General features: G+C 41.0%; 17 protein-coding genes. 11 read left to right on the top strand and 6 right to left on the bottom strand.

Features of this window, described 5'->3' with window-relative positions; genetic code table 11:
- Positions 1 to 210: 210 nt before the first annotated feature.
- Positions 211 to 636, bottom strand: coding sequence for a hypothetical protein (locus PESP_RS06905; RefSeq protein WP_089347357.1), 426 nt, complete (start codon positions 634 to 636; stop codon positions 211 to 213).
- Positions 637 to 975: 339 nt separating this feature from the next.
- Here PESP_RS06905 and ccoN point away from each other — a divergent pair, with 339 nt between their 5' ends.
- From ccoN to ttcA, 11 genes are all read left to right on the top strand, one after another.
- Positions 976 to 2409 carry a cytochrome-c oxidase, cbb3-type subunit I gene (gene ccoN / locus PESP_RS06900; protein WP_064386483.1) on the top strand — a complete coding sequence of 478 codons (1434 nt, stop codon included), beginning with the start codon at positions 976 to 978 and terminating at the stop codon, positions 2407 to 2409.
- A 12-nt stretch (positions 2410 to 2421) separates the two neighbouring features.
- Entirely contained in the window at positions 2422 to 3096 is a 675-nt protein-coding gene (gene ccoO / locus PESP_RS06895; RefSeq protein WP_064386484.1) for a cytochrome-c oxidase, cbb3-type subunit II, read from the top strand.
- 5 nt (positions 3097 to 3101) lie between these two features.
- Positions 3102 to 3287 (top strand): CcoQ/FixQ family Cbb3-type cytochrome c oxidase assembly chaperone, encoded by a 186-nt coding sequence (locus PESP_RS06890; protein WP_004588824.1) that lies wholly within the window; start codon positions 3102 to 3104, stop codon positions 3285 to 3287.
- Positions 3284 to 4318 (top strand): cytochrome-c oxidase, cbb3-type subunit III, encoded by a 1035-nt coding sequence (gene ccoP / locus PESP_RS06885; protein WP_089347356.1) that lies wholly within the window; start codon positions 3284 to 3286, stop codon positions 4316 to 4318. Before PESP_RS06890 ends, ccoP begins: the two co-directional genes overlap by 4 nt.
- A gap of 141 nt (positions 4319 to 4459) precedes the next feature.
- On the top strand, positions 4460 to 4951 hold the full coding sequence (locus tag PESP_RS06880) for a FixH family protein (RefSeq protein WP_089347355.1): 492 nt from the start codon (positions 4460 to 4462) through the stop codon (positions 4949 to 4951).
- A 9-nt stretch (positions 4952 to 4960) separates the two neighbouring features.
- Positions 4961 to 7336, top strand: a complete 2376-nt coding sequence (locus PESP_RS06875) for a heavy metal translocating P-type ATPase (RefSeq protein WP_089347354.1) — start codon at positions 4961 to 4963, stop codon at positions 7334 to 7336.
- Complete coding sequence (gene ccoS, locus PESP_RS06870; protein WP_002963071.1) at positions 7333 to 7500, top strand: cbb3-type cytochrome oxidase assembly protein CcoS; 168 nt, start codon at positions 7333 to 7335, stop codon at positions 7498 to 7500. The genes PESP_RS06875 and ccoS overlap by 4 nt, the downstream gene beginning before the upstream one ends.
- Positions 7493 to 8164 (top strand): sulfite exporter TauE/SafE family protein, encoded by a 672-nt coding sequence (locus tag PESP_RS06865; protein WP_089347353.1) that lies wholly within the window; start codon positions 7493 to 7495, stop codon positions 8162 to 8164. The genes ccoS and PESP_RS06865 overlap by 8 nt, the downstream gene beginning before the upstream one ends.
- A gap of 65 nt (positions 8165 to 8229) precedes the next feature.
- The gene (locus tag PESP_RS06860; RefSeq protein ID WP_089347352.1) at positions 8230 to 8967 is read left to right on the top strand and encodes an FNR family transcription factor; all 738 of its coding nucleotides are present in this window, start codon (positions 8230 to 8232) and stop codon (positions 8965 to 8967) included.
- A gap of 108 nt (positions 8968 to 9075) precedes the next feature.
- The gene (uspE, locus tag PESP_RS06855) at positions 9076 to 10002 is read left to right on the top strand and encodes a universal stress protein UspE (protein ID WP_089347351.1); all 927 of its coding nucleotides are present in this window, start codon (positions 9076 to 9078) and stop codon (positions 10000 to 10002) included.
- Positions 10003 to 10105: 103 nt separating this feature from the next.
- A complete protein-coding gene (gene ttcA / locus PESP_RS06850; RefSeq protein ID WP_089347350.1) occupies positions 10106 to 11020 on the top strand; it encodes a tRNA 2-thiocytidine(32) synthetase TtcA in 915 nt (304 codons plus the stop codon).
- An 80-nt stretch (positions 11021 to 11100) separates the two neighbouring features.
- Here the strand turns inward: ttcA and PESP_RS06845 are convergent, their stop codons facing one another.
- The 5 genes from PESP_RS06845 to recC all read right to left on the bottom strand — a co-directional run bounded on the left by PESP_RS06845 (position 11101) and on the right by recC (position 22484).
- Complete coding sequence (locus tag PESP_RS06845) at positions 11101 to 12168, bottom strand: hypothetical protein (RefSeq protein WP_089347349.1); 1068 nt, start codon at positions 12166 to 12168, stop codon at positions 11101 to 11103.
- Positions 12169 to 12278: 110 nt separating this feature from the next.
- On the bottom strand, positions 12279 to 13340 hold the full coding sequence (locus PESP_RS06840; RefSeq protein ID WP_089347348.1) for a hypothetical protein: 1062 nt from the start codon (positions 13338 to 13340) through the stop codon (positions 12279 to 12281).
- Between the two features lie 333 nt (positions 13341 to 13673).
- Entirely contained in the window at positions 13674 to 15635 is a 1962-nt protein-coding gene (recD, locus tag PESP_RS06835; protein ID WP_089347347.1) for an exodeoxyribonuclease V subunit alpha, read from the bottom strand.
- On the bottom strand, positions 15632 to 19195 hold the full coding sequence (recB, locus tag PESP_RS06830) for an exodeoxyribonuclease V subunit beta (protein WP_089347346.1): 3564 nt from the start codon (positions 19193 to 19195) through the stop codon (positions 15632 to 15634). Before recB ends, recD begins: the two co-directional genes overlap by 4 nt.
- Positions 19182 to 22484, bottom strand: a complete 3303-nt coding sequence (gene recC / locus PESP_RS06825) for an exodeoxyribonuclease V subunit gamma (RefSeq protein ID WP_089347345.1) — start codon at positions 22482 to 22484, stop codon at positions 19182 to 19184. Before recC ends, recB begins: the two co-directional genes overlap by 14 nt.
- Positions 22485 to 22633 lie beyond the last annotated feature (149 nt).

Below are 22633 nucleotides of genomic sequence, written 5' to 3'. Positions count from 1 at the left end.
GTGCTTGGTTAACTGTATAAAATCTAACACGATGGGGGTGGTTTAAAAGACACTAATGGTGAGGATTATTCATTTTTTGCTAAGTGAAATTAAAGAGTGCCAAAATCAAGAAGGACCAAATAGTAAGCTAAGTATAATAGGCCTAAAGTTTAAATATTAATTTAGGGTTACTAATTATAAGTGCAGCTAATTAAACCTTAGTTTTATGGCTTAGTAAGTAACATAAAAATTATAAAAGTGGGTGATCGGCTCGCCGGTTTGCGTGTTAGTTAAGTTGAGTACTAATTGCCACAGCATATTTTTTTCTGAGCAAATACCTACCATGGTCTCACTTTTATAAATACTTTCGTGCTTAGTGAACTTTTGAGGGATAAAACCCATATACATAGTTATACTTTCAAGCTTAGCGCTTTGTATTTTCAGGTGCTCTGGTAAATCGAGGTTAATACTAAACGGGGTCTCTGGCGAGATGGTCTCATTACTTAACCATACTTTAACACCCGAGCTGTAAATGCACGCTTGGTTTGCGTCACAATTACTTTTTTGAAGGGCTTCTTGATTTATTTGATTAGCATTGTCACACCCTGTTAATACAAAAATAAGCATCAAAAACAAAGTAAATCTATATATATGCATAACAAGTCCACGCTAAATAAAAACAAATCTTAATTAGCATGGTTTGAAATAACAATAGGCAGTGACCTGTTTGGTTAATATAGGTACAATCTGTATCAAAAATTAAACAACAAACTCACAAACTTTGATTGATGTCATAAATTTATGTAATTGACCTATCTTTTTTAGGCCAAAAAATTTATCATTTCACCCGCAAAAAATAAGGGTTTCTCGAGTTTGTTTTCTGAAGCATTCAGGCTTTGAACGTTTTAGGTAACACGCTTGGGGAAAATAGTAGGCCCCACTTTAAACGGTGGGTAATTCATTTCTAAACGCATTTATTGCAGCGGAAGCCAGAAAATGAGCCAAACAGTAGCATCACAAACTGAGTATAACTATAAAGTTGTACGCCAATTCGCTATTATGACAGTGATTTGGGGCATCGTTGGCATGAGTATTGGGGTTCTGATTGCTGCCCAATTAGCTTGGCCAGCACTTAACTTTGATACACCATGGTTAACATACTCTCGACTACGTCCGTTACACACGAACGCAGTAATTTTCGCATTTGGTACCAGTGCACTTTTTGCGACGTCTTATTACGTCGTTCAACGTACTTGTCAAACGCGTCTTTTCTCAGACAAACTTGCCGCATTCTCTTTTTGGGGATGGCAGCTTGTAATTGTATTAGCCGTAATCACACTACCACTAGGTATTACCAGCTCTAAAGAATATGCAGAGCTTGAGTGGCCAATCGATATTTTAATCGCGGTAGTATGGATAGTTTACGCAGTAGTATTTTTTGGTACGCTGATCAAACGTAAAGTATCTCATATATACGTTGCTAACTGGTTTTACGCTGGCTTTATCATTACTGTTGCAGTGCTTCACATTGTAAACAGCATGGCAGTGCCTGTATCGTTAACTAAATCATACTCTATCTACGCAGGTGCAGTAGATGCAATGGTTCAGTGGTGGTACGGTCATAACGCTGTAGGTTTCCTACTAACTGCTGGTTTCTTAGGTATGATGTATTACTTTGTACCAAAACAAGCAGGTCGCCCAGTTTATTCTTACCGTTTATCGGTTGTTCACTTTTGGGCACTTATTTCATTATACATTTGGGCAGGTCCTCACCACCTTCATTACACTGCGCTACCTGATTGGACGCAAAGTTTAGGTATGGTGATGTCTATTATCTTATTCGTTCCATCTTGGGGTGGTATGATTAACGGTATTATGACGCTTTCAGGCGCTTGGCATAAGCTTCGCACCGACCCAGTACTTCGTTTCTTAGTTGTTTCATTGTCTTTCTACGGTATGTCTACGTTTGAAGGCCCAATGATGGCAATTAAATCTGTAAACGCTTTATCTCACTACACAGATTGGACTATCGGCCACGTACACTCAGGTGCACTAGGTTGGGTTGCTATGATTTCAATTGGTGCTATTTACCACCTTATCCCTGCGTTATTCGCACAAGGTCGTATGTACAGCGTTAAATTGGTTAACACCCACTTCTGGTTACACACGGTAGGTGTTGTACTTTACATTGTTGCAATGTGGATCTCAGGTGTTATGCAAGGTCTAATGTGGCGTGCAGTTAACTCTGACGGTACATTAATGTACAGCTTTGTTCAGTCTTTAGAAGCATCGCATCCTTTCTACATTATGCGCTTTGTAGGCGGTGTATTCATCGTAACAGGTATGTTAGTTATGGCTTATAACGTTTTCCGTACAATTTCAGCTGAAAAAGAATCACTGAAGTTAGACGCGCAAGCACAATTAGCATAACGGAGTGAGATGATGAGCAATAAAAATTCACAAAACAAACATGAAATAGTAGAAAAGAACGTTGGCCTAATGGCTATTCTGACTGTTTTTGCTATTAGTTTTGGTGCATTAGTTGAAATTACTCCGCTAATGTTCCAAGACGATACAACTAAGCCTGTTGAAGGCCTGCGCCCGCTTAACGCGCTTGAAATGGAAGGCCGTGATATCTACGTACGTGAAGGTTGTTACAACTGTCACTCACAAATGATTCGCCCTTTTCGTGACGAAGTTGAGCGTTACGGTCACTACTCTGTAGCTGGCGAATCAGTATGGGATCACCCTTTCCAATGGGGTTCTAAACGTACTGGTCCTGACTTAGCACGTGTAGGTAACCGTTACTCGGACGATTGGCATTATGCTCACTTAGTTGACCCACGTGCTGTGGTTCCTGAGTCGAACATGCCAGGTTTTCCTTGGTTAGCAGAGACAAAGGTTGATACCAGCCTAACTCTGAAAAAACTACAAATTTTCCGTGATACTTTTGCTATCAACCCAGAAAACCCAAAACACCCGGGTTTAGGTTATGGCAGCGACGAAGAGCTTCAAGCAGATGTTGAAAAAGTTAACGCTATGAACAACGGCGAAGGCGCAACAGAAATGCAAGCCCTAATAGCGTATTTACAGCAACTTGGCACCCACTTGAAGTAATTATTATGGATTACGGAACATACAGAGGCATTTTGACTCTGGTAATTTTAGTATTGTTTATTGTGATTGTTGTATGGGCATACAGCAAGCGTAGCAAAAATCGTTTTGATGACGCCGCTAATGCCATTTTCGAAGATGAAAAAAAACATAACAACACACTCTCTAACGAGGAAAAGGAGTCTGAAAAATGACTAGCTTTTGGAGTATTTGGGTTATTGTATTAACCCTAGCCTGCTTAATCATCATTTTTAGCTTATTAGTTTGGAACCTTAAAAACTATGCTGGCGTTAAAGAAGGTGAAGACTGCGGACATGAATATGACGGCATTACAGAACTGAACAATCCACTACCAAAATGGTGGACGTACATGTTCTTCGCAACTTTTGTTTGGTCTGTATATTACCTTGCGGCTTACCCAGGTTTAGGTAACTGGGAAGGTTTAGGTAAATGGACAAGCTCTAACCAAGGTATTACGTCTTTAGCTGAGTCTAAAGAAGCAAGTAAGCAAGCAGCCGAAGAAGGCCGCTATGTAAAACTTGATAAAGAGTACGAAGCGGCACAAGAGCGTTTTGGTCCTATTTTTAACAAACTTGCACAAGTACCAGTTTTAGATTTAGTTGAATCTAAATTTGAAGGTGATGCAGCGCAGCAAGTTGCCCTTGAAAATGGCGACAAGCACGAGCAAACAGATGGTCAATTAGCGCTTGAAATTGGTCAGCGTTTATTTTCGCAAAACTGTGCACAGTGTCATGGTTCTGATGCTCGTGGTGGTACTGGCTTCCCTAACCTAACTGATAAAGACTGGTTATACGGTGGCTCTGTAGACAAAATTAAAGAAACACTTCTTTATGGTCGAGTAGCCGCAATGCCTTCTTGGAGTGCAGCACTTGGTGAGCAAGGCGTTAAAGAAATGACAGCGCATGTACTTAGCTTATCGGGTCGTACTGTTAACCAAAAAGACGCAGCTGCTGGTGCAGCTAAGTTTGCAATGTGTGCCGCGTGTCACGGTGCTGACGGTAAGGGCTCTGTTGCTCACAACTTACCATTTGGCGCGCCTAACCTAACAGATAACATTTGGTTATACGGTGGTTCTCAACGTGCTGTTGAAGAAACACTTAACCATGGCCGCGCAGGTGTAATGCCAGCATGGAAAGACATTTTAGGTGAAGACAAAATTCACTTGTTAACAGCATACGTTTATAGTTTATCGCAAGATAAATAAACACCGCGTTAACTAATAATTAATCTTATTATTTCAATAGATTAATCCAGATCAAAAAAGCCTCCACTGTGAGGCTTTTTTTTAGTCTTTTACAAATATTTGCTATAAAATACTCCCTCCTAAACTAATTTTAGAGCAACTATGCAACCTACTCCGTGGTATAAAAATTTTTGGCCTTGGTTTTTAATCTTTTTCCCGCTAGCGGCCATTATTGGGTGCATAACCTTAATTATTACAGCTGTGGGCAATGGCCCAGATATGGTAGTGGACGATTACTACAAAAAAGGCAAAGCTATTAACTTAGAACTTTCTAAGTTTGAAAAAGCTAAAGCGCTTTTTTTACACGGCAACCTCAATGTAACCAATGAACGCGCAAGTTTTGCCTTTATTAAAGGTGACTTTAGTAACGTACATGCATTAAAACTGTCGTTTTATCACCGTACTATTAAAGCCCACGACTTCGAAGCAACACTTACGCCAAACGCTAACAAAGAGTTTACTGCACTTTTAGATAACTACACGCCTGGTGCATACTCAGTATTTTTAGAACCAGTCGATGGCAGCTGGAAGTTAAAAGAGAACATTACACTGCCTACCACTGAGCCATTATTAGTTACCCCTAATTATAAGTAGTAAGTAAATATGAGCGTTTCTTGCTTTCATTGCCTTGAAAGTGTGCCAAATGGATTTAGCGCAACCGTAACAATAGATAACATGCCCCAGCCAATGTGTTGCATTGGCTGCCAAGCGGTTGCACAAAACATTGTTGATCAAGGCATGACCGACTACTACAAATACCGCACTGTTCGTGCTGGTAAAGTAGAGCAATTAGTACCAGAGCAACTGGCGTTTATAAAAAGCTACGACAACGAAGATATACAAGATGAGTTTATAGCCACAACCGACGACACTTCAGAAGTGTTACTAAGTGTTGAAGGCATAACGTGTGCAGCCTGTGCTTGGCTTATCGAAAAGCAGTTACTTAGTTTAAAAACGGTAAAACGAGTTGATGTAAATACCTCAACTAACCGCGCTATGATCCAATGGGATAAAACCCAAACTCCGCTGAGCGAAATTATTACCGCATTGGCTAAAATTGGCTATAAAGCTTACCCATTTCAAGCAGATGACGAAGCCCAGCAAAAGCAACAAACAGCAAAAGCCTATATACGCCGATTAGGTGTTGCTGGGCTGATGACCATGCAAGTGATGATGTTTGCCTTTGCCATGTATTTTGGCATGTTCTCAGGGATGGATAACAACTTTGAGCAATATTTTAGGTGGATAAGCTTAGTACTTGCCTCGCCCGTTATTTTGTACAGTGCCCTGCCCTTTTTAACAAATGCCATTAATGGCTTAAAAGCCAAACAACTCAACATGGACTTACCGGTCTCGTTGGCTATATTTGGTGCCTATGGGGCAAGTTGCTACGCCACCTTAATGCAAGTGGGCGAGGTTTATTTTGAATCCATTTGTATGTTTACCTTTTTATTGTTACTGGGTAAATACCTTGAGTTTAGAGCTCGCTTAAAAGCTAGCGAATTCACTGCCAATTTACAAAAGCTATTACCTCTTACTGCACGCACACTTGATGAAAACCACAATGAGCACATTATTGCTGCAAAAAAACTAAAATTAAACGATATAGTACTTATAAAAGCAGGCGAGACTATCCCTGCCGACGGTGAGCTGGTGAATGGTAAAACCACTGTTGATGAGTCTATGATGACCGGTGAGCATGAGCCGGTGAATAAATTTATAGGCCACAATGTTTATGCCGGCTGTGTTAATCACGACGGCGTAATAGAAATAAAAATAAATAAAATTGGCCAAAACACGCTTTTAAATCAAATTATTCGCTTGCAACACAATGCGTTAACCAAGCGCCCTAAATTAGTAGAGATAACCGATAAAGTTGCTCAATGGTTTATTGCCTGCTTACTTATATTTGCCTCTATTACAGCTATTGGCTGGTATCAAATAGACCCAGAGCATGCCTTTTGGATCACTATTTCGGTACTCGTAGCCACGTGCCCATGTGCACTAAGTTTAGCCATTCCTACAGCCCTTACTTGCGCTGTGGCAACACTTACTCGTAAAGGCATATTGATAAAACAAGCTCACGTACTCGAAACGCTTTCAAAACTAACATTATTTGCGTTTGATAAAACAGGCACGCTTACCCAAGGCAAATTTAGCTTAGATGCCGTAGATATACTTGATGAAAGCCTTTCTAAAGAAGAAGTGCTTAACCTTGCAGCACAATTAGAGCGATACTCTGAACACCCCATTGCGAGTGCTTTTACAGGCTTTGCTAACGCTGAGCTTAGACTTAAAAATATAGAAGTACACCCAGGTATGGGAATTAGCGCACAGGATCATAAAAACCACTATGCCATAGGCAAAAGCGGATGGTTTGAAAGTAAAAAAACAAATGCACAAGCCAGCTTATACATTAACAAACGCGTAGTAGCGCGTTTTTACTTTTTAGATAAAGTTAAACCTGATGCAACAAAACTGATTAGCTCTTTACAGTCGCAAAATTTAAGCTGCCATATGCTAACAGGCGATTCCTCCGATGCGGGGCAAAAAATTGCAAAGCAGCTCAAACTTGATAGTGTAAAGTCGGGCTTATCACCTAAAGATAAACAAACAGCAGTCAAGCAATGGGCATCACAAAATGAAGTGGTTGCAATGGTCGGCGATGGCATTAACGACAGCCCTGTATTTGCCAGTGCTCATTTATCTATTGCCATGGAAACCGGCGCTGATATATCAAAAAATAGCGCCGACGTAGTGCTATTAAATAGTGATTTAGCTTCCATTGATCAGCTATTAAATGTGGCTATTCAAACTCGGCGTATTATTAAACAAAACCTAACCTTGTCTTTGTTGTACAATGCTTCAATATTACCGCTTGCAGCTCTGGGCCTTGTAGCCCCGTGGATGGCGGTTATTGGCATGTCTGCCAGCTCAATTATTGTAATTAGCAACTCATTAAGGCTTTTAAAGTTATGAGCATAATTTATATTTTGATCCCCATTGCTATATTGTTCGTCATTATTGCCATAGGTGTGTTTTTTTGGGCTGTTAAAAGTGAACAATTTTCTGATTTAAACAAACAAGGTCACAGTATTTTGTTTGAAGACGACAAAGAGCAACATAACAAAAGTAATGATTGACCCTCTTTTTATTAGTGCTTTTTTAATGGGCCTAATTGGTAGTGGCCACTGCCTTGCCATGTGCGGAGGTATTGCCAGTTCGTTACAACTTGCCAGTGACAAACGTAAAACGTTCACCTATTCATTCGCTTACAATATAGGCCGAGCATTAAGTTATATGCTTGCCGGCGCTCTTGTTGCGGGGATTAGTAGTGAGTTTGCTAAACAAAATACCGCTATTTCAATGTCGCTTTCTTTTATTGCGGGCATTTTTATGTTGCTAGTAGGTGTGTATATAATGCGCCTTGGCCCTACGCTGCAGTGGCTCGAAAAAATAGGTAAAACTCTTATTTGGCAACACTTGGTTAAGTTTAATAAGTATTTAATGCCAATAAACAGCCCAGTTAAAGCACTTGGTTATGGGGCTTTATGGGGCTGGCTCCCCTGTGGTTTAGTTTATTCAGCACTTACCTGGGCGATGACCAGCCCAAGTGCCTTTGATGGCGCAATTGTAATGTTATGTTTTGCGCTTGGTACTTTTCCGGCGATGATTACTGTTGGGCTTAGTGCTCAAAAACTTAACAGTATAATTAACCATCCATGGACGCGCATTGTGTTAGGCAGTATTATTATTTGGTATGGTATCTACCTATTGATTATTGCCACCGACAAACTAGTACATTAATCTTTAGACTATTAAGCCTTATGGTTTATTTGCCTCAGTTTATAAAAATTAAAACGGATTAAATTATGGATTTCTCTCAAAGTCGCGCTAAAAGTAACTGTGCTATTAGCTGTAATAACTGCAGTATTAGCCAGTTGTGTTTGCCGTTTTCGTTAAATGGCCAAGAAATGGATAAACTTGACGAAATCATTGAGCGAAAAAAACCACTCCATAAAGGCGATTATTTATTTGAATCTGGCGCCCCGCTTAACGCAATTTATGCTGTACGCTCTGGGTCATTTAAATCTTATACATTGTCTGAGCAAGGCGATGAGCAAATTACGGGGTTTCACCTTGCGGGCGATTTAGTGGGCTTTGATGCTATTAGCAAAATGGCGCACCAAAGCTTTTCTCAGGCGCTAGAAACCTCAATGGTGTGTGAAATCCCATTTGATACCCTTGACGAACTTGCAGGTAAGTTACCTAAACTGCGCCAGCAAATTATGCGCTTAATGAGCAGCGAAATTACCTACGATCAAGAAATGCTATTACTGCTAAATAAAAAATCAGCAGAAGAGCGCCTAGCAAGCTTTATTTACAACCTTTCTGAGCGCTTTGGTGAGCGTGGTTTTTCACGTAAAGAGTTTAGATTTACTATGACCCGCGGCGAAATAGGTAACTATTTAGGCTTAACGGTTGAAACCATAAGCCGGTTACTAAGCCGTTTTCAAAAAGCGGGACTTATCAAAGTAGAAGGCAAATTTATCACTATTTTAGAAAGTGATGGTTTAGCAAAAGCCGCTGCAATTATTAAGCCTCGCTAAGCTAACACTCGCTGTAACTTTGATTTAGAACAACAATTTATGTGCTACCCCTTTAACTGCTGTGTATTTACGTTACACTGAAAGTAAGTTAAAAAAATGGAGTAGCACATGAACACTATTAAACGTATTTTAGCCGTTATTGACCCTACCAAAGACGACCAACACGGTTTAGCTCGCTCGATTGATTTAGCAAAAAAATCTGGCGCAAGTATCACAGCCTTTATGACTGTTTACGATTTTTCCTACGAAATGACCACTATGCTCTCATTTGATGAGCGAGAAGCCATGCGTAAAGCCGTTATAAACGACAGAGAAATGTGGTTAAAAGATTTAATTTCCTCATATACCGACATAAACATAACCACCGAAGTTGTTTGGCACAATCGCCCCTTTGAAGCCATTATTAATACTGTTATAGAGCAAAACTACGACCTAGTTATAAAAAGTACCCACCAACATGGCGCACTTAAGTCTGTAATATTTACCCCAACCGATTGGCACTTAGTACGTAAATGCCCTACCCCTGTTTTATTCGTCAAAGAAATGGCATGGCCAGAAAATGGGAATATTTTAGCCGCGGTTAATGCAGTAAGTGAAAACGATGAACACGTAGCACTTAATAAGCGCATTATTAAAGATGCACAGTTTTTATGCGAGCTTGCCAATGCAAAGCTTAATTTGGTCAACGCTTACCCAGCTACACCCATTAATATAGCCATTGAAATCCCAGAATTTAACCCAGGGCTTTACAACGAATCAGTTAAAAAACATCATATAGAGTCAACTAATGCTCTGGCTAACGAGTTTAGTTTAACTAACGAGCAATGCTTTATTGAAGAAGGCTTACCTGAAGATGTAATTCCTGATGTTGCGAGTCGCTTAAACAGTGAATTAGTTGTTATTGGCACTGTAGGGCGAACCGGTTTAAGCGCAGCCTTAGTCGGCAATACTGCCGAGCATGTTATAGATAGCCTAGATTGCGATGTTTTAGCATTAAAACCCGATGGCTATGTAAGCCCACTTGCCAAAAGTTAAACAAAGCCTTAACTAGCGCTTTAATACCCCTAGTACTTGGGTATATAATACGCCCCTTTATTTTCAGCAAATAATTTGCCGCATTGTTTTATAAGGGGGCGTAGTGTCTCACTCAGCTCAAGCCAAAGCTCAATACAACTTAAATAAGCTACAAAAGCGTTTACGCCGTCTTACTGGCCAAGCCGTCATGGACTTTAACATGATCGAAGAAGGCGACCGTATTATGGTGTGTCTATCGGGTGGTAAAGACAGTTACACCATGCTTGATATGCTTAAGCATTTAAAGCGCGTGGCACCTATTAATTTTGATTTATTTGTTGTTAATCTCGATCAAAAACAGCCAGGTTTCCCAGAGCATGTTTTACCTGAGTACCTTGATAAACAAGATATTGAGTACAAAATTGTAGAAGAAGATACCTACAGTATTGTGACCGACATAATCCCTGAAGGTAAAACAACGTGTTCGCTGTGTTCTCGCCTGCGCCGTGGTATTTTATATCGCACTGCTAAAGAAATGGGCGCAACTAAAATAGCGCTTGGTCACCACCGCGATGACATGATCGAAACACTATTTTTAAATATGTTTTACGGCGGTAAACTTAAAAGCATGCCCGCTAAATTAATGAGCGATAACGGTGAGCACATGGTTATTCGCCCATTGGCATACTGTAAAGAAGCCGACATAAGCAAATACGCGTTTAGCCAAGGCTACCCTATTATTCCGTGTAACTTATGTGGCTCTCAAGAAAACCTGCAACGTAAACATACTAAAAATATGTTAGCGCAGTGGAACAAAGATCACCCTGGTCGCATTGAAAGCATTTTTACAGCAATGCAAAGTGTTGTGCCTTCGCACTTAGCTGATACTGAGCTATTTGATTTTGAAAACTTAAAAACCGGTGATGTCATTGATGGCGGCGATATTGCCCTTGATAAGCCCGATATTCCTAAAGCACCAGTGACCGAAGATGATGAACCCCAGCAACCCGCTGATGTTGTTACCATCAATTTAAGCTAGTGCTTATAAATAAAAAAGGGTTTTTCAAAACCCTTTTTTATTGCCTACATGTATGGCAAACGGCTTAATTAAGCTATTTATTACCCGCCCTCATTCGCTAGGCCTTTTAAAAACTCTAAACTCATGCGCTCTTGCTCATTAGCTTGATACGGCAGTTGTTGCAGGCTATCGTAAGCAAAGTCGGTTATTTCAAATTCAGTAATTTCAGTGTTTCCAAAGCTATTTAGCTCGCCTGGGCTTGGTGACATGCGCTCAATAACAAAATCACTTAAACGCATATTAGTAACACCTTCAGGTAACACTGACCAATGCGCTTTTAAATCTAACGTTTGGCTCCCTTTTGTAAGCTTTTTCTTTGCGACTAAATGCGCTAATGGGGTTGTATCGCTATATAAATTAGCCCGCACACGGTACATGCCGCTTTTAGCTACCTTTAAATGCGCAGTGGTTATCATATTGTCGTTTAGAGGGTATGCATTATCAAAATCAATTAGCGTAGCGCTTGGGGGCATATATTGTATCTGCGCCACCACCGGAATGGTTTTACCTGCTACGTTTGCCTCAACAAAAAGCTGTAGGTTTCGGGGGTAACTTTCATCGCCTTTAAACGTGACTGATGCGGCATCGTTGTTTGCGCTCGATATTTTTGAACTGATTTCTGCTTTTGTATCGGTATTTGCAAGCTCTACACTTACTTTACCTAGGTTTTGTGCAGTAATATTAAGCGTAATATCCTCAGGGTATACAAATCTGTATTGCGCTAAGCTCACGGTTAATGCATTCCCCGACTCACCTATGGGGCTTGAAACAGGGTAAAACTGATTTGGCTTTAAGCGGTCTTCATCAAGCGGGCTCAATGGCTGAGAATAAGGCGGAAATTTAAGCGCACTTTGGTATTGCATAGCAACATGCTCTGCGGCATTTGCTAAGTTTTGATCAAACTTTTTTATAGGCTTAGGTTTAGATTGCTTTTGCTTTGGTACATTTATGGTTATTACGGTATTTTTATCTGGGCTTTGTAGGTCAGATTCATTTTTAACAACTAAAGCTGCTGGCGGCTTGAGTGTTTTAACTTCATTTTTATTAATAAACCACAATAAAAACATTACTACACTGACTAAAGCAGCACCAATGTAAAACTTTTTCATGTTAAATAAATCCTTTATAAGCGTGTAGTAACAAACAACAGTTACCACACGCGGCTTTCATTACGCTTAGCATTAGCTGCTACGTAATGATGTTAAAAGTGTTGGGACTATTAAGGGATCACATTGTATATAAGTGCCGACGCACTATTGTTATTTGAGTCCTTAATATAACGGTATTGTTTTTTCCAAAACCAACTACCCGTTGTTTCATCAAACGTATTAAAGCCTACATTTTGGCCATCAACATTAATGTTATTCATTGCTATGGTGACGTTACCTTTGCGCTGAGCGTTGTGAATTTCGTTATGGCTGTAGCTATCACTCATCATCATTGGGTAATGGTGTGGCATAAAGCTTTTAACCGCGTCGCCTTGCGACTTTAACTGCCCATTAGTATCAATACTGCTACTACAACTACCAAACGATTTGGCCGTACTTGCACCACACGATGAGTGCGAAGCCACTACTGAATCATCATTGCCTTTTAAAAACCCGCCTGTTAAACCTAGGTATGCATTGCCATCAGCTATAAAACGCAAGCGTGGAGTGCGTGCATCAGGAAATGGCGATATTTTACGTGCGTTATTTACTTTTAAATCATGTAAAACACCAACGGCTTCAGTCACATCACTGCCTAGCCACCATTTGAGTGCAGCATCTACTGCAAAGTTCCATGCTGCGCCAGTTAATGCACTTACAGCAATATCAGCCAGTTCGCTACCACCACCAGCCCCCGCTAAATCAAAGGTAGCGACAATATTAAGTGGCTCAAGGCCTGCGTTTTCAAGCCAGTTAGCTTGGTTATCAATAATATGGCGAGCAACTAAATCTCCTGTTGAATGTGTAACTAACACACAGCCATCAGCACATAAGTTAGAACGCGACATTTGCTTTAATTTAGGCCATACCCAATCGGTTGCAATTTTGCCTTCAATTCGCTCATACGCTGGCCAATCAATGCGCTCATCGGCCCGATTATTCCAGTATGTTTGCCAATAAGTTTCGCCGTCATTTACGACATCACTGCCCGATTTATTGGTTATTTGTGACACTTGTAAGCCGTGAATGAGTATAATTTTGTGATCTTTACTCGCTGCAGAAAAACTCATTAACGCGGCTAAACCAGCGCAAAGTAAGTATTTAAGCATGTGTGTGCGTTTATTGTTGTTCATATAAATCCTTAAAATATTCATGTGTGTTATTTTTATGCCAAAGGCATGACTTAAGGTATTCATTTATGCATATGCAAGCGCACATGCATTGACCAGTATTAGGAACAACGCTTAAAAATGCAACAATTTATTATCAAGTATTAACCAGCAGCTTTTTACTTATAAATTAATCAGTGGGTTACAGCTATAATAATTGCAATATCTGAAATTATTTTACATGTTTATGAATGGATTTAATAAACGAGTGAAAATGTGGAGTTAAAAAACCTAAGGTAAAAATACATTAGGTTTTTTAAAAGCGATTAATTACAAAGATTTGATTATAAACACTAATTAGTGTTTTAACCTTTCATACAAACCAGAGGCTCTTGATACGCTTTTATTCATGGCCAACTGCAACACTTTTTTATCGGCCACCAGCTCAAAGGTGTTTTTAGCGCGGGTTATACCGGTGTACACTAATTGGCGATTTATACCCATACTGGCTTGTTTTAAAGGCGGTAGTACCATGGCTGTGTAGCTAAACTCTGAGCCTTGCGATTTATGTATAGTCATTACATACACTTTATCGTGTGCGGGTAAACGCGCAGGCGAAAACGCTCTTTCATTGCCTTGTTCGTCAATAAATAACGCTTTTAATTGCCCGCTGGCATCAAGCATTAAAATGCCTATATCTCCATTAAAAAGTTTAAGCTGGTAATCGTTTTGGCTCACCATAATAGGCATACCAATGTAATGGCGCTGATTAGGGCTCACCGATATTAAACCTTGTTGCCCTAAGGCGCGTTCAATTCGGCTATTTAAGCTATTTACGCCGTAATCACCCTCGCGTACTGCTGCAAGTAATTGGTATTGAGTGAACGCTTCATGCACTTGTGCAACACTTGCTCCTTGGGTAATTAAGTTTAAGTAGTGTGCGTAGTGAGTCGCGGCATTTTTAACAAGCTTTTCAATCGGTTTAGCTACAAAGTCGTAATCTAAAATCACATCGTTAAAGCGCCCCTCAATACTTTCTTGCTCTACAAATTTTAAAACACCACTGTTGTTGGTGTTAACTGCAAGGGCAAGTTGACCAATACCACTTTGTGCATCAAACCGATAACTGTGCTGCAAAAACGCAATGCAATCAGCAAGTTTAAAGTCGCTATGAGTACTGGCCACTAATTTAGGCGTGTTATTAAAACATAAAGCATTGAGCTCATCGCACCGCGCTTTTGAGTAGCTTGGTGTTTTTCCAAGTGTTAAACCTTGGCATAAATCGCTCATTACACTGCCGGTATCTACCGAGGCAAGTTGGTCTTTATCGCCCAATAATATAAGCCGCGCATGTGCTGGTAATGCCTCTATTAATTTAGCCATGAGCGATAAATCGACCATGCTGGCTTCATCTATTATCAGCACATCTAAGTGCAGAGGGTTGGCGCTATTGTGCTTAAATTTATTGGTAAATGGCTTAACCCCTAATAAGCGGTGAATTGTTTGCGCGCTATCGGGGATCAAGGCTTTTAAATCTTCAGATATCACAGAGAGCTTATCTTTAGCTCCTAATATTGACTCACTTAGCCTAGCAGCCGCTTTACCTGTAGGTGCCACAAGCTTAATACTTAACGGCGCCGTTTTATAAAGAGATTGTAAAATAGCCAATAGCTTAGTGACTGTGGTTGTTTTTCCTGTGCCTGGCCCGCCGGTGATCACACTAAAGCCCTTTGTTGCGGCAATAGCACAAGCTACTTTTTGCCAATCGGTGTCTATTGCGGGATTGGCTGGGAAGTATTCGCTAAGAAGCTCACTGAGCAGTGTTGTATTTATATTTAACTGGCGCTCACTCATTGCAAGTAAACGCGTTGCAAGGGTATTTTCGTAATCAGCAAGGCGCGAAAAATAAAGCCGTTCATTAAATAATTGGAGCGGCTTGCTAGGCCCTACACTATTATGATTAGCTAATAAGTTAAGTGCATCGGTAGCACAAAAGCCTTCATTAAAAGGGCTGGCAGTTGTTGGGATGTTGCCTTCATTTTTAGTAAAGTCGCTTTGGCGTAAATTAAACGGGTTTTGCCAATCTACCTCACGTAATGTTAAACAGCTATGTTGGCTTTGCTGAGCCAAACACAGCAGTAATACGATATAAAACACCTCCTTTTGCTGGTTATCGCAAAGCATACTCGCAAGTTTTACATCCACCATTCTAATGCGGTTTTGTTCAAGTAAATAATCAAGTAGCTCAATGGTATTTAAAGGATACAGTGGCGCTGATGGCTCATCAAATAAGCTTTGTTGCTGCGGGTAGTCGCTCATAGCATGGCTCCTTGGCTAAATAAGCCATTTAATATATTTACTTGCTCCGAGGTCAGTTTTTTAAAATACACCCCTTTACCAGCCGGCATACCTCGTAAAAAGGTGTAGTAAACGCCACCTAAATGGGTCTCTATTGAGTAATCAGCAACACGCTGTTTTAATAACCTATGCAGTGCAACAGTATAAATTAAATACTGCAAATGGTACTGATGGCTGCTCATCGCTTGCTCTAGCTGCTCGCTTTCATAGTCGCTCGGTGTGTTGCCTAAGTAATTAGATTTGTAATCTAAAATATAATATTTGCCTTGGTAGCAAAAGATTAAATCTATAAAGCCTTTTAAAAGCCCTTTAACGTGGTTAAATTCAAGCGCACGATGGCTAAAACCAAAATGTTTAACCAGCACTTCGTTAAGCTTTGGCGCACTTAAGCTACTAAGCGGTAAATTAAATTCCATCTCAACTAGGCAATCACTGGGAGCTAATTGGCTTAGGCTGAGTCCATGATTATCGAGCGGGCAATGCAGCGCATCAAGTACCCACTGCTCGGTTACACCTTGCCAGCTCTCGCTTATATGGAATTTATCAAGCGCGTGTTTAACCACCTCTGATAAATTTTGCTCTTGGTTGGTCGGGTGTTCAAGCGCACTGGTAAAATCAATTTGCTCAAAAATTTCGTGTAAGCAGCTACCTGGTTTAGCCCCTTTTGGAAAACTATACGGTGACGGGATTTCATCTTGCGTATTGGCAAACTCATCTTTTTCGTGATCTTCATCACTGCGTCCAGGCTCTATATGGTCGGTGTGCTTTTTAAAGCTCAGCGCACTAAAGCTGGTGGCTCGCCAATCTCGCTCTATATTGGCTGTTACTGTATTAACTGTTAACGTTTGGCCTTGTGGCAATGCGCTATTAAGACTTAATTGCCCTTGCTGTGCTAATTGCTCAGCTGTAAATTGCTGATACACCATTGAGGTATGTTCGTTACAAAATTCACTTAAATGCGTGCGCCATATTTGGCTACTACTAAGCTCAAGCCCCGAAAATAAAACATGGCCAAGCGCACTGCTTTGAATTGCTAAGCGGCTACTTTGTCCTTGTCCTAAGTTATAAACGCCTAACGAGCAAAAATGCACTGCCCGAGTAAGGGCTACATACAGTAATCGTAAATCTTCTGCAAGGCGCTCTTGCTCTGCTTTTTGCATTGCGTCTTCATTTTTACTTAAATCGTAAACCAATTTACCTTTGTCATGATAAAGCGCCTCTTTGGTTTCGCGATAGCCACTTGCAAAGGGCATAAACACCAGCGGGTATTCAAGCCCTTTTGATGCGTGCATTGTTACAATTTTAACTAAGTTGGCATCGCTTTCTAGGCGTACTTGTACGGTTTCACCATCTTGTTGACTTACCTTTTGTGCAAACCAGCGCAGTAAACGTAACGTACCTTCAAGCTCTATTTGTTTTTGCTGAAGTATTTCGCCTAGGTGCCTAAAGTCGGTTAGCCAACGCTCTACGTTATAACCCAGCCCCTGCCATTTAGCGCTAAGTTGATTATGACTTAATAGGCGCTCAAGCATGGCCATAGCACCTTGTTTGTGCCAAATATGACTAAGCTGTGCAAAAAAGTTTAGATGTTCTTGCCATTTATTTTCATCATCAGCAAGGGCGTAAATTTCGTTATAACTTAAACAAAATAAGGGCCCTGCTAATACGCCGCGTAATAACGATTCGTTATATTGCCCATGCAGCGCGGTTAAAAAATTAAGTAAGTGATGGCTGAGCTCTTGGTTAAATACACTCTCGCGCGATAAATACACACTGGCAATATTGGCATTGCTGAGGGCTTTTTTCATTATTTGTGCTTCAACACGGTCGCGCACTAATATACAAATATCGGCAGCACTGACCGCTTGCTCACCTATACACGCTCGCCCTTGCTCGGCTTGCTCAAGCAGGGTCACTATTTTATTTGCAAAATAGCTGGCTAAATGGCCTTGCCCTACTCCTTTGCTGGTCGGTTTGTTTTTTTCATCAGCGGCTTCATCTACAAATACATTAAATTCAAATGCAGTAGCCGGTTTACCATCTATTAAAAAAGAGTCTTCTGCCTTTTTACCTTTTGCAGCCACTGCGTTAAACGGTATGGCGTCGTTATAAATAAAGCTGTTTGCGTGTTTACCAAATATACTATTTACACTATTTACTATATCGGTGCTTGAGCGAAAATTAGTACCAAGCGTAAATTGTTGCTCTGTTTGTACCGCCTCTTTTGCGCCAATGTAGGTAAAAATATCAGCCCCCCTAAAGCCATAAATTGCCTGTTTAGGGTCGCCTATCATGGCAAGCGTGGTGTTTGCTTGGCCGTATATTTTACTAAAAATACCATACTGAATCGGATCGGTATCTTGGAACTCATCTATCATAGCGACAGGGAATAACTGCGCTATTTTTTGCGCTAGTGCATCACCTTGCTCGTTGTTAAGTGCGCTGTATAAATTAGTGAGTAAGTCATCTGGGGTGATCACGCTTTGTTCTTGCTTGCGCTTAACAATGGCTTTTTTTACCCATTTAGCCGCGGTTTGCACTATGGCAATTTTAAGCCCTTGGTTTATGGTGTTGTTAAGGGCGGTAAGTTCATCAAACTGGCTCAGTAATGGGTGTGTAAATAATGGCTGATTTTTTTTATAATTAGCCGCATCACTTAAGTTTTCGCTGCTCCATACCTCAAACGAATATTTGCTAGTACCAAATTGAAAAAATAAGTCGTCCCCTACACAAAAGGCTTCAAGTGCTGCAAGGCTGCCCTTTCTACCTGGTGTTTTTGAGCCACTTAAGCCAGAGCCTTTAAGCGCGGCAATAAATTCTTGATCTAATATCGCCTTTTTAAAGGCAGGTATTTTATTAATGTATTCATCACGGGCTTGCCATACATCATCTAGGTTTACCTGCGGTGTAATATGCGCATTAGCTTTATTAAGCACACTACTTACTTGGCTGAATAACGACTCAGGGGCGGCAAACACCTCTAAAATCGCATCGGTGCGCTCTTTATTGAGCGGGTATACAAATGCACGCCAAAAATCTTTTATGGTTTCGAGCAGTATGTCGCGCTCATCCAAAATAAATTCAAGATTAAATGCCACCCCCGATTCAAACGCATGTTGTTTTAACATTCGCTGACAAAAACCATGAATGGTAAATATGGCAGCCTCATCCATCGATTTAGCTGCGGCATCAAGTAAATCAAAGGCGCGGTGTTTATCATCCACTGCGGCTATTACACCTTCGATTAACTCATCTTTTGGGTTTTGGCCAAGTAGTGCATCGCGCGCAGCAATAATTCGGCTGCGTACTCGGTCTTTAATTTCTTGCGTGGCGGCATCGGTAAATGTCACCACCAATATTTGCTCAACACTTAATGGCGTATTTAGCTCACCTTCTATTTGCATCCCTAATAAATAGCGCAAGTAAAGGCCTGTTATAGTATAGGTTTTACCAGTACCGGCGCTGGCTTCTATTAAGCTTTGCCCGGTTAGTGGCATAGTTAGTGGGTTAAGCGCTTGCATGGTCACTCTCCTTTGCGTGTTCAAACAATGGTGCAAGTAACTTATCGCTCCACTTTATAAATTCGTCTTGGCAGTCGCTGAGCGATTGCACTGTTAAGCGAATATACGGGTTTTCGCCTTCGCCACGCCCAATATATTGTGGGCTAAACTTGCTAATGGCTTTGCCAATGTCACCGCCGCTTTTTACATATTCGTAGCCACTTACCGGAAAAAACGCCACGGGCTCTTTACGCAGCGCTTGGTATAGCTCAAACCACTCATTAAGGTGTTTATCTGCATCACTTTTACTCAGCGGTGCAAAGCTAATTTGCTTGTCGAGACCCAGTAATAAGGTTTCTACATTTTGCCCCATGCTTTGCGCTACAAGGTGGTAGATAAAGCCTTTAATTAAATCTTTAGCTTTTATACTGGCACTGCGGTAAAACACTTGTTTTTGCAAGTAAATATGATTAAGCCACCCCTCAATTGTGGTGCCTTGTATATGCAGCGAGACCTCAACTGGCTCGGTTTTTCCGCTTTTTATATGCTCTTTTACTTGCCCTGCAAGGGCATCAACGCGGTGCTCCATGCTTTCAAACACTAAATTACCAACATTAGCTTGTGGCAACTCACCACGTTGTAGTATTTGCTCGGTGCTTAGTGGTTGCTCGTTAATGTTTGCCTCGAGTATTTCATCTAAATAAAAGTAGCGGCGCAGCGCATCTAGGCTAAAGGGTTCTTCATCTTTTGCTATTTCGTTAAATTCGGGCAGGCGTAAGCCTAACGTTTGCTGGTAAAAGCTCTCTTGTGCGTTACACACGCTACGAATAAATACATCAAGCTCAAGTTGCTCTGGGGCTGCTACATCAATAGCGCTTAGCGGCTGCGGTAAAATTGTCTCGCTTGGCAGCCAAATTGGGTTATAACTGTGGTTATTGAGCGCACTATTTTGCTGATCGCTTTTTGCATAATAAGTGCTATTAAAGGGCTGTAAGTGTTGTTGGTTAATTAAACACGCTGGCAAGGTGTTAATGCTGTTTTTAGGTAACGTAAAACTGCGCCCTATATATTCTAAAAGCTCACTGACTAAGGTTGATGGCATACGCGGTTGGTTATCAAAACACGAGCGGCCAATATAGCTCATGTATAAATTTTCGCGGGCACTAAGTAGCGCTTCTAAAAATAAGTAACGGTCGTCTAATTTACGTGAACGGTCACCTTTTTGTTTTTTAGAATACGGCACTAAATCAAAACCAATAGGTTGCACGGTACGCGGGTAGTCAGCATCATTTAAACCTAGCATACACACTACTTTAAATGGCACGGCGCGCATGGGCATAAGCGTACAAAAATTAACCTGGCCGACTAAAAACCGCTGTCCTACGCCTTTTTCTTGAATGCCTTGTTTTATTAAGTAACTAACAATACGCTGCGAAACAGCTTGGCTGTAATCGCCGTTCTCGTCATGCTTTTGCAGCTCCTCAAGTACCTTTTGTAGTATCAGCAAGTCCCAGCTTTCGTCGCCGTCGTTGTGGTACAACGCGCCAATTAGTTCAGATAAAATAGCCGCCTTATTACTAAGAGTGTCATCAGGGGTTAAGTGTTCTTTATAAGTTTGTAGCACATCAATAAAGTGCACCAACTTATTAAGCGTTTCTAGCGCCATGCCTTCTACTTCATCTGCACTGTATATACCGTTAAACGGGCATTGTTCATCTCGCTGCGCTATGCCTAGCAATAAACGATTAAGCCCATGCTGCCAGGTATTTAAATCGATTGCCGGTAAGTCAAAGCTACTTTTATGTTCAGCATTTATGCCCCATTTTACGCCAACGCGTTCAAGCCAATATTGAATTTGCTCGTACTCGTGCGCTTCAAGGCCAAATTTTTCGGCAATTTGCGTCACTTGCAGTAAATCGAGAATATCTGATACGCCAAAGCGCGAAAACGGTAAATTAGCCAAACTTGCAAACGAGCTCAGTACTGGCTTTTCTTGCTCTATGGCTAAATCGGCAAGCGCGTAAGGAATAAAACGGCTGGTGTTTTGCGCCCCGCCAAAAACGGCTTCAATATACGGGCTGTACGTGCCAACATCGGGCATCATAACGATAATGTCTTTGGGGGTAAGCGCAGGGTTTTGATTAAACAAATTAAGCAAATAATCGTGCAGACGCTCTACTTCTCTAAGGGGAGTATGGCAATCACTGAGCGTTATACTGGTGTCGTTTTCACTTATTAGTAGTTTGCCTTTATCGTTTATAAACCATTCTTTATTATCGGTCAGGGACTCCCCTTTAAACGCAAGTTGGTAAATTTCACTTTGTACTTGGCCAAGTAATGTGTCGTCAAAGGCATCAATAAAGCCATCTATCCAACGGGCATCAAGTTGCACAAGTTGCTCAAAATAGTCGCGCCCTAATTTACCCCACGATGATAAAAGCGGATTGCCAATAAAGTAATACTCTTCATCGGGGTTGGTTTGTTTTTTTTGCTGTGCTTCTAAAAGCGGCATTTTGGCGTATTTTGCTGCTATTTTTGCAGCGGTTTTTTCATCTACAATATCGCCCCAATAATGCTCACTGGGGTTGAAAAAAAATAAAAACACTTCGGTTTTTTTGCTTAATGCCTCAAACACTTCAAGTTGTGAGCTGGCAATGGCCGATATACCAAATAAGCTAATACGCTTAGGCAATAAACTGTTATCCATAGTTTCAAGTGCAGCCAGTAACTGCCCTTGCATATTGGCACGATGAAACTGGCTTTGCCCAAGCACTTTACTGTGCGCCACCAGCTTTCGCCATAAATCGGGTTGCCACGGGGCAATACTTACGTCTACATCATCAAGTTCATCTTTGCCGCTATCCCAAGTGGCAATCCAATGTGGGCGGTACATTAAATATTGGTCGTACACATCGGCAATTTTTTCGCACAGCGCAAACGTTTTTTGCCCGTCTATATCGCCCTCTAAATAGGTTTTTAATGGCAAATAAAGTGGCTCATCAATACAGCTTGGCAGTATTGCAAATAGTTTCCAAGCAAGGTTTGGCTTATTAAAGGCCGACTCTTTAGGTACATTTGGCAATAGCTGTTGATACAACTGCCAAATAAAACTTGAGGGCAGCGGAAAATCAACCTGAGCGGCAAGCCCTAAGTCTTCACTTAAACCAATTTTTAGCCACTGCGACATACCGGGCGATTGCACTAATACCACTTCTTTATCGAATGGGCTTTGCAACGGATTTACTTTTAACAGCTGATTAAACTGTGCTTGCAGCGCTTCCATACGGTTTGATTGAATAATATTGAGCATACGACTGGAGTCCTTACTTGAAGTAAAACCAGTTTAAGATATTTTCATTTATAGGGGTAGCGCAATCGGTAAATTGGCACTAATAAATCAGCGAGTTAGCAGGTGGTTTAAACGCACAGCATTAATTTTAACCACTGTGCGTTGTATTT

Origin of the sequence: Pseudoalteromonas espejiana DSM 9414 (assembly GCF_002221525.1) — a bacterium.
Lineage (GTDB): Bacteria > Pseudomonadota > Gammaproteobacteria > Enterobacterales > Alteromonadaceae > Pseudoalteromonas > Pseudoalteromonas espejiana.
This window is presented reverse-complemented; position numbering and strand designations above follow the sequence as displayed.

Bases quoted from the DNA above. Each gene is read 5' to 3' on its own strand.
- ccoS (WP_002963071.1), top strand. From the start codon at position 7,333: ATGAGCATAATTTATATTTTGATCCCCATTGCTATATTGTTCGTCATT.
- uspE (WP_089347351.1), top strand. From the start codon at position 9,076: ATGAACACTATTAAACGTATTTTAGCCGTTATTGACCCTACCAAAGAC.
- PESP_RS06890 (WP_004588824.1), top strand. From the start codon at position 3,102: ATGGATTACGGAACATACAGAGGCATTTTGACTCTGGTAATTTTAGTA.
- recD (WP_089347347.1), bottom strand. From the start codon at position 15,635: ATGAGCGACTACCCGCAGCAACAAAGCTTATTTGATGAGCCATCAGCG.
- PESP_RS06880 (WP_089347355.1), top strand. From the start codon at position 4,460: ATGCAACCTACTCCGTGGTATAAAAATTTTTGGCCTTGGTTTTTAATC.
- recB (WP_089347346.1), bottom strand. From the start codon at position 19,195: ATGCAAGCGCTTAACCCACTAACTATGCCACTAACCGGGCAAAGCTTA.
- PESP_RS06875 (WP_089347354.1), top strand. From the start codon at position 4,961: ATGAGCGTTTCTTGCTTTCATTGCCTTGAAAGTGTGCCAAATGGATTT.
- ccoN (WP_064386483.1), top strand. From the start codon at position 976: ATGAGCCAAACAGTAGCATCACAAACTGAGTATAACTATAAAGTTGTA.
- ccoO (WP_064386484.1), top strand. From the start codon at position 2,422: ATGAGCAATAAAAATTCACAAAACAAACATGAAATAGTAGAAAAGAAC.
- PESP_RS06840 (WP_089347348.1), bottom strand. From the start codon at position 13,340: ATGAACAACAATAAACGCACACACATGCTTAAATACTTACTTTGCGCT.
- recC (WP_089347345.1), bottom strand. From the start codon at position 22,484: ATGCTCAATATTATTCAATCAAACCGTATGGAAGCGCTGCAAGCACAG.
- ccoP (WP_089347356.1), top strand. From the start codon at position 3,284: ATGACTAGCTTTTGGAGTATTTGGGTTATTGTATTAACCCTAGCCTGC.
- PESP_RS06845 (WP_089347349.1), bottom strand. From the start codon at position 12,168: ATGAAAAAGTTTTACATTGGTGCTGCTTTAGTCAGTGTAGTAATGTTT.
- PESP_RS06905 (WP_089347357.1), bottom strand. From the start codon at position 636: ATGCATATATATAGATTTACTTTGTTTTTGATGCTTATTTTTGTATTA.
- PESP_RS06860 (WP_089347352.1), top strand. From the start codon at position 8,230: ATGGATTTCTCTCAAAGTCGCGCTAAAAGTAACTGTGCTATTAGCTGT.
- PESP_RS06865 (WP_089347353.1), top strand. From the start codon at position 7,493: ATGATTGACCCTCTTTTTATTAGTGCTTTTTTAATGGGCCTAATTGGT.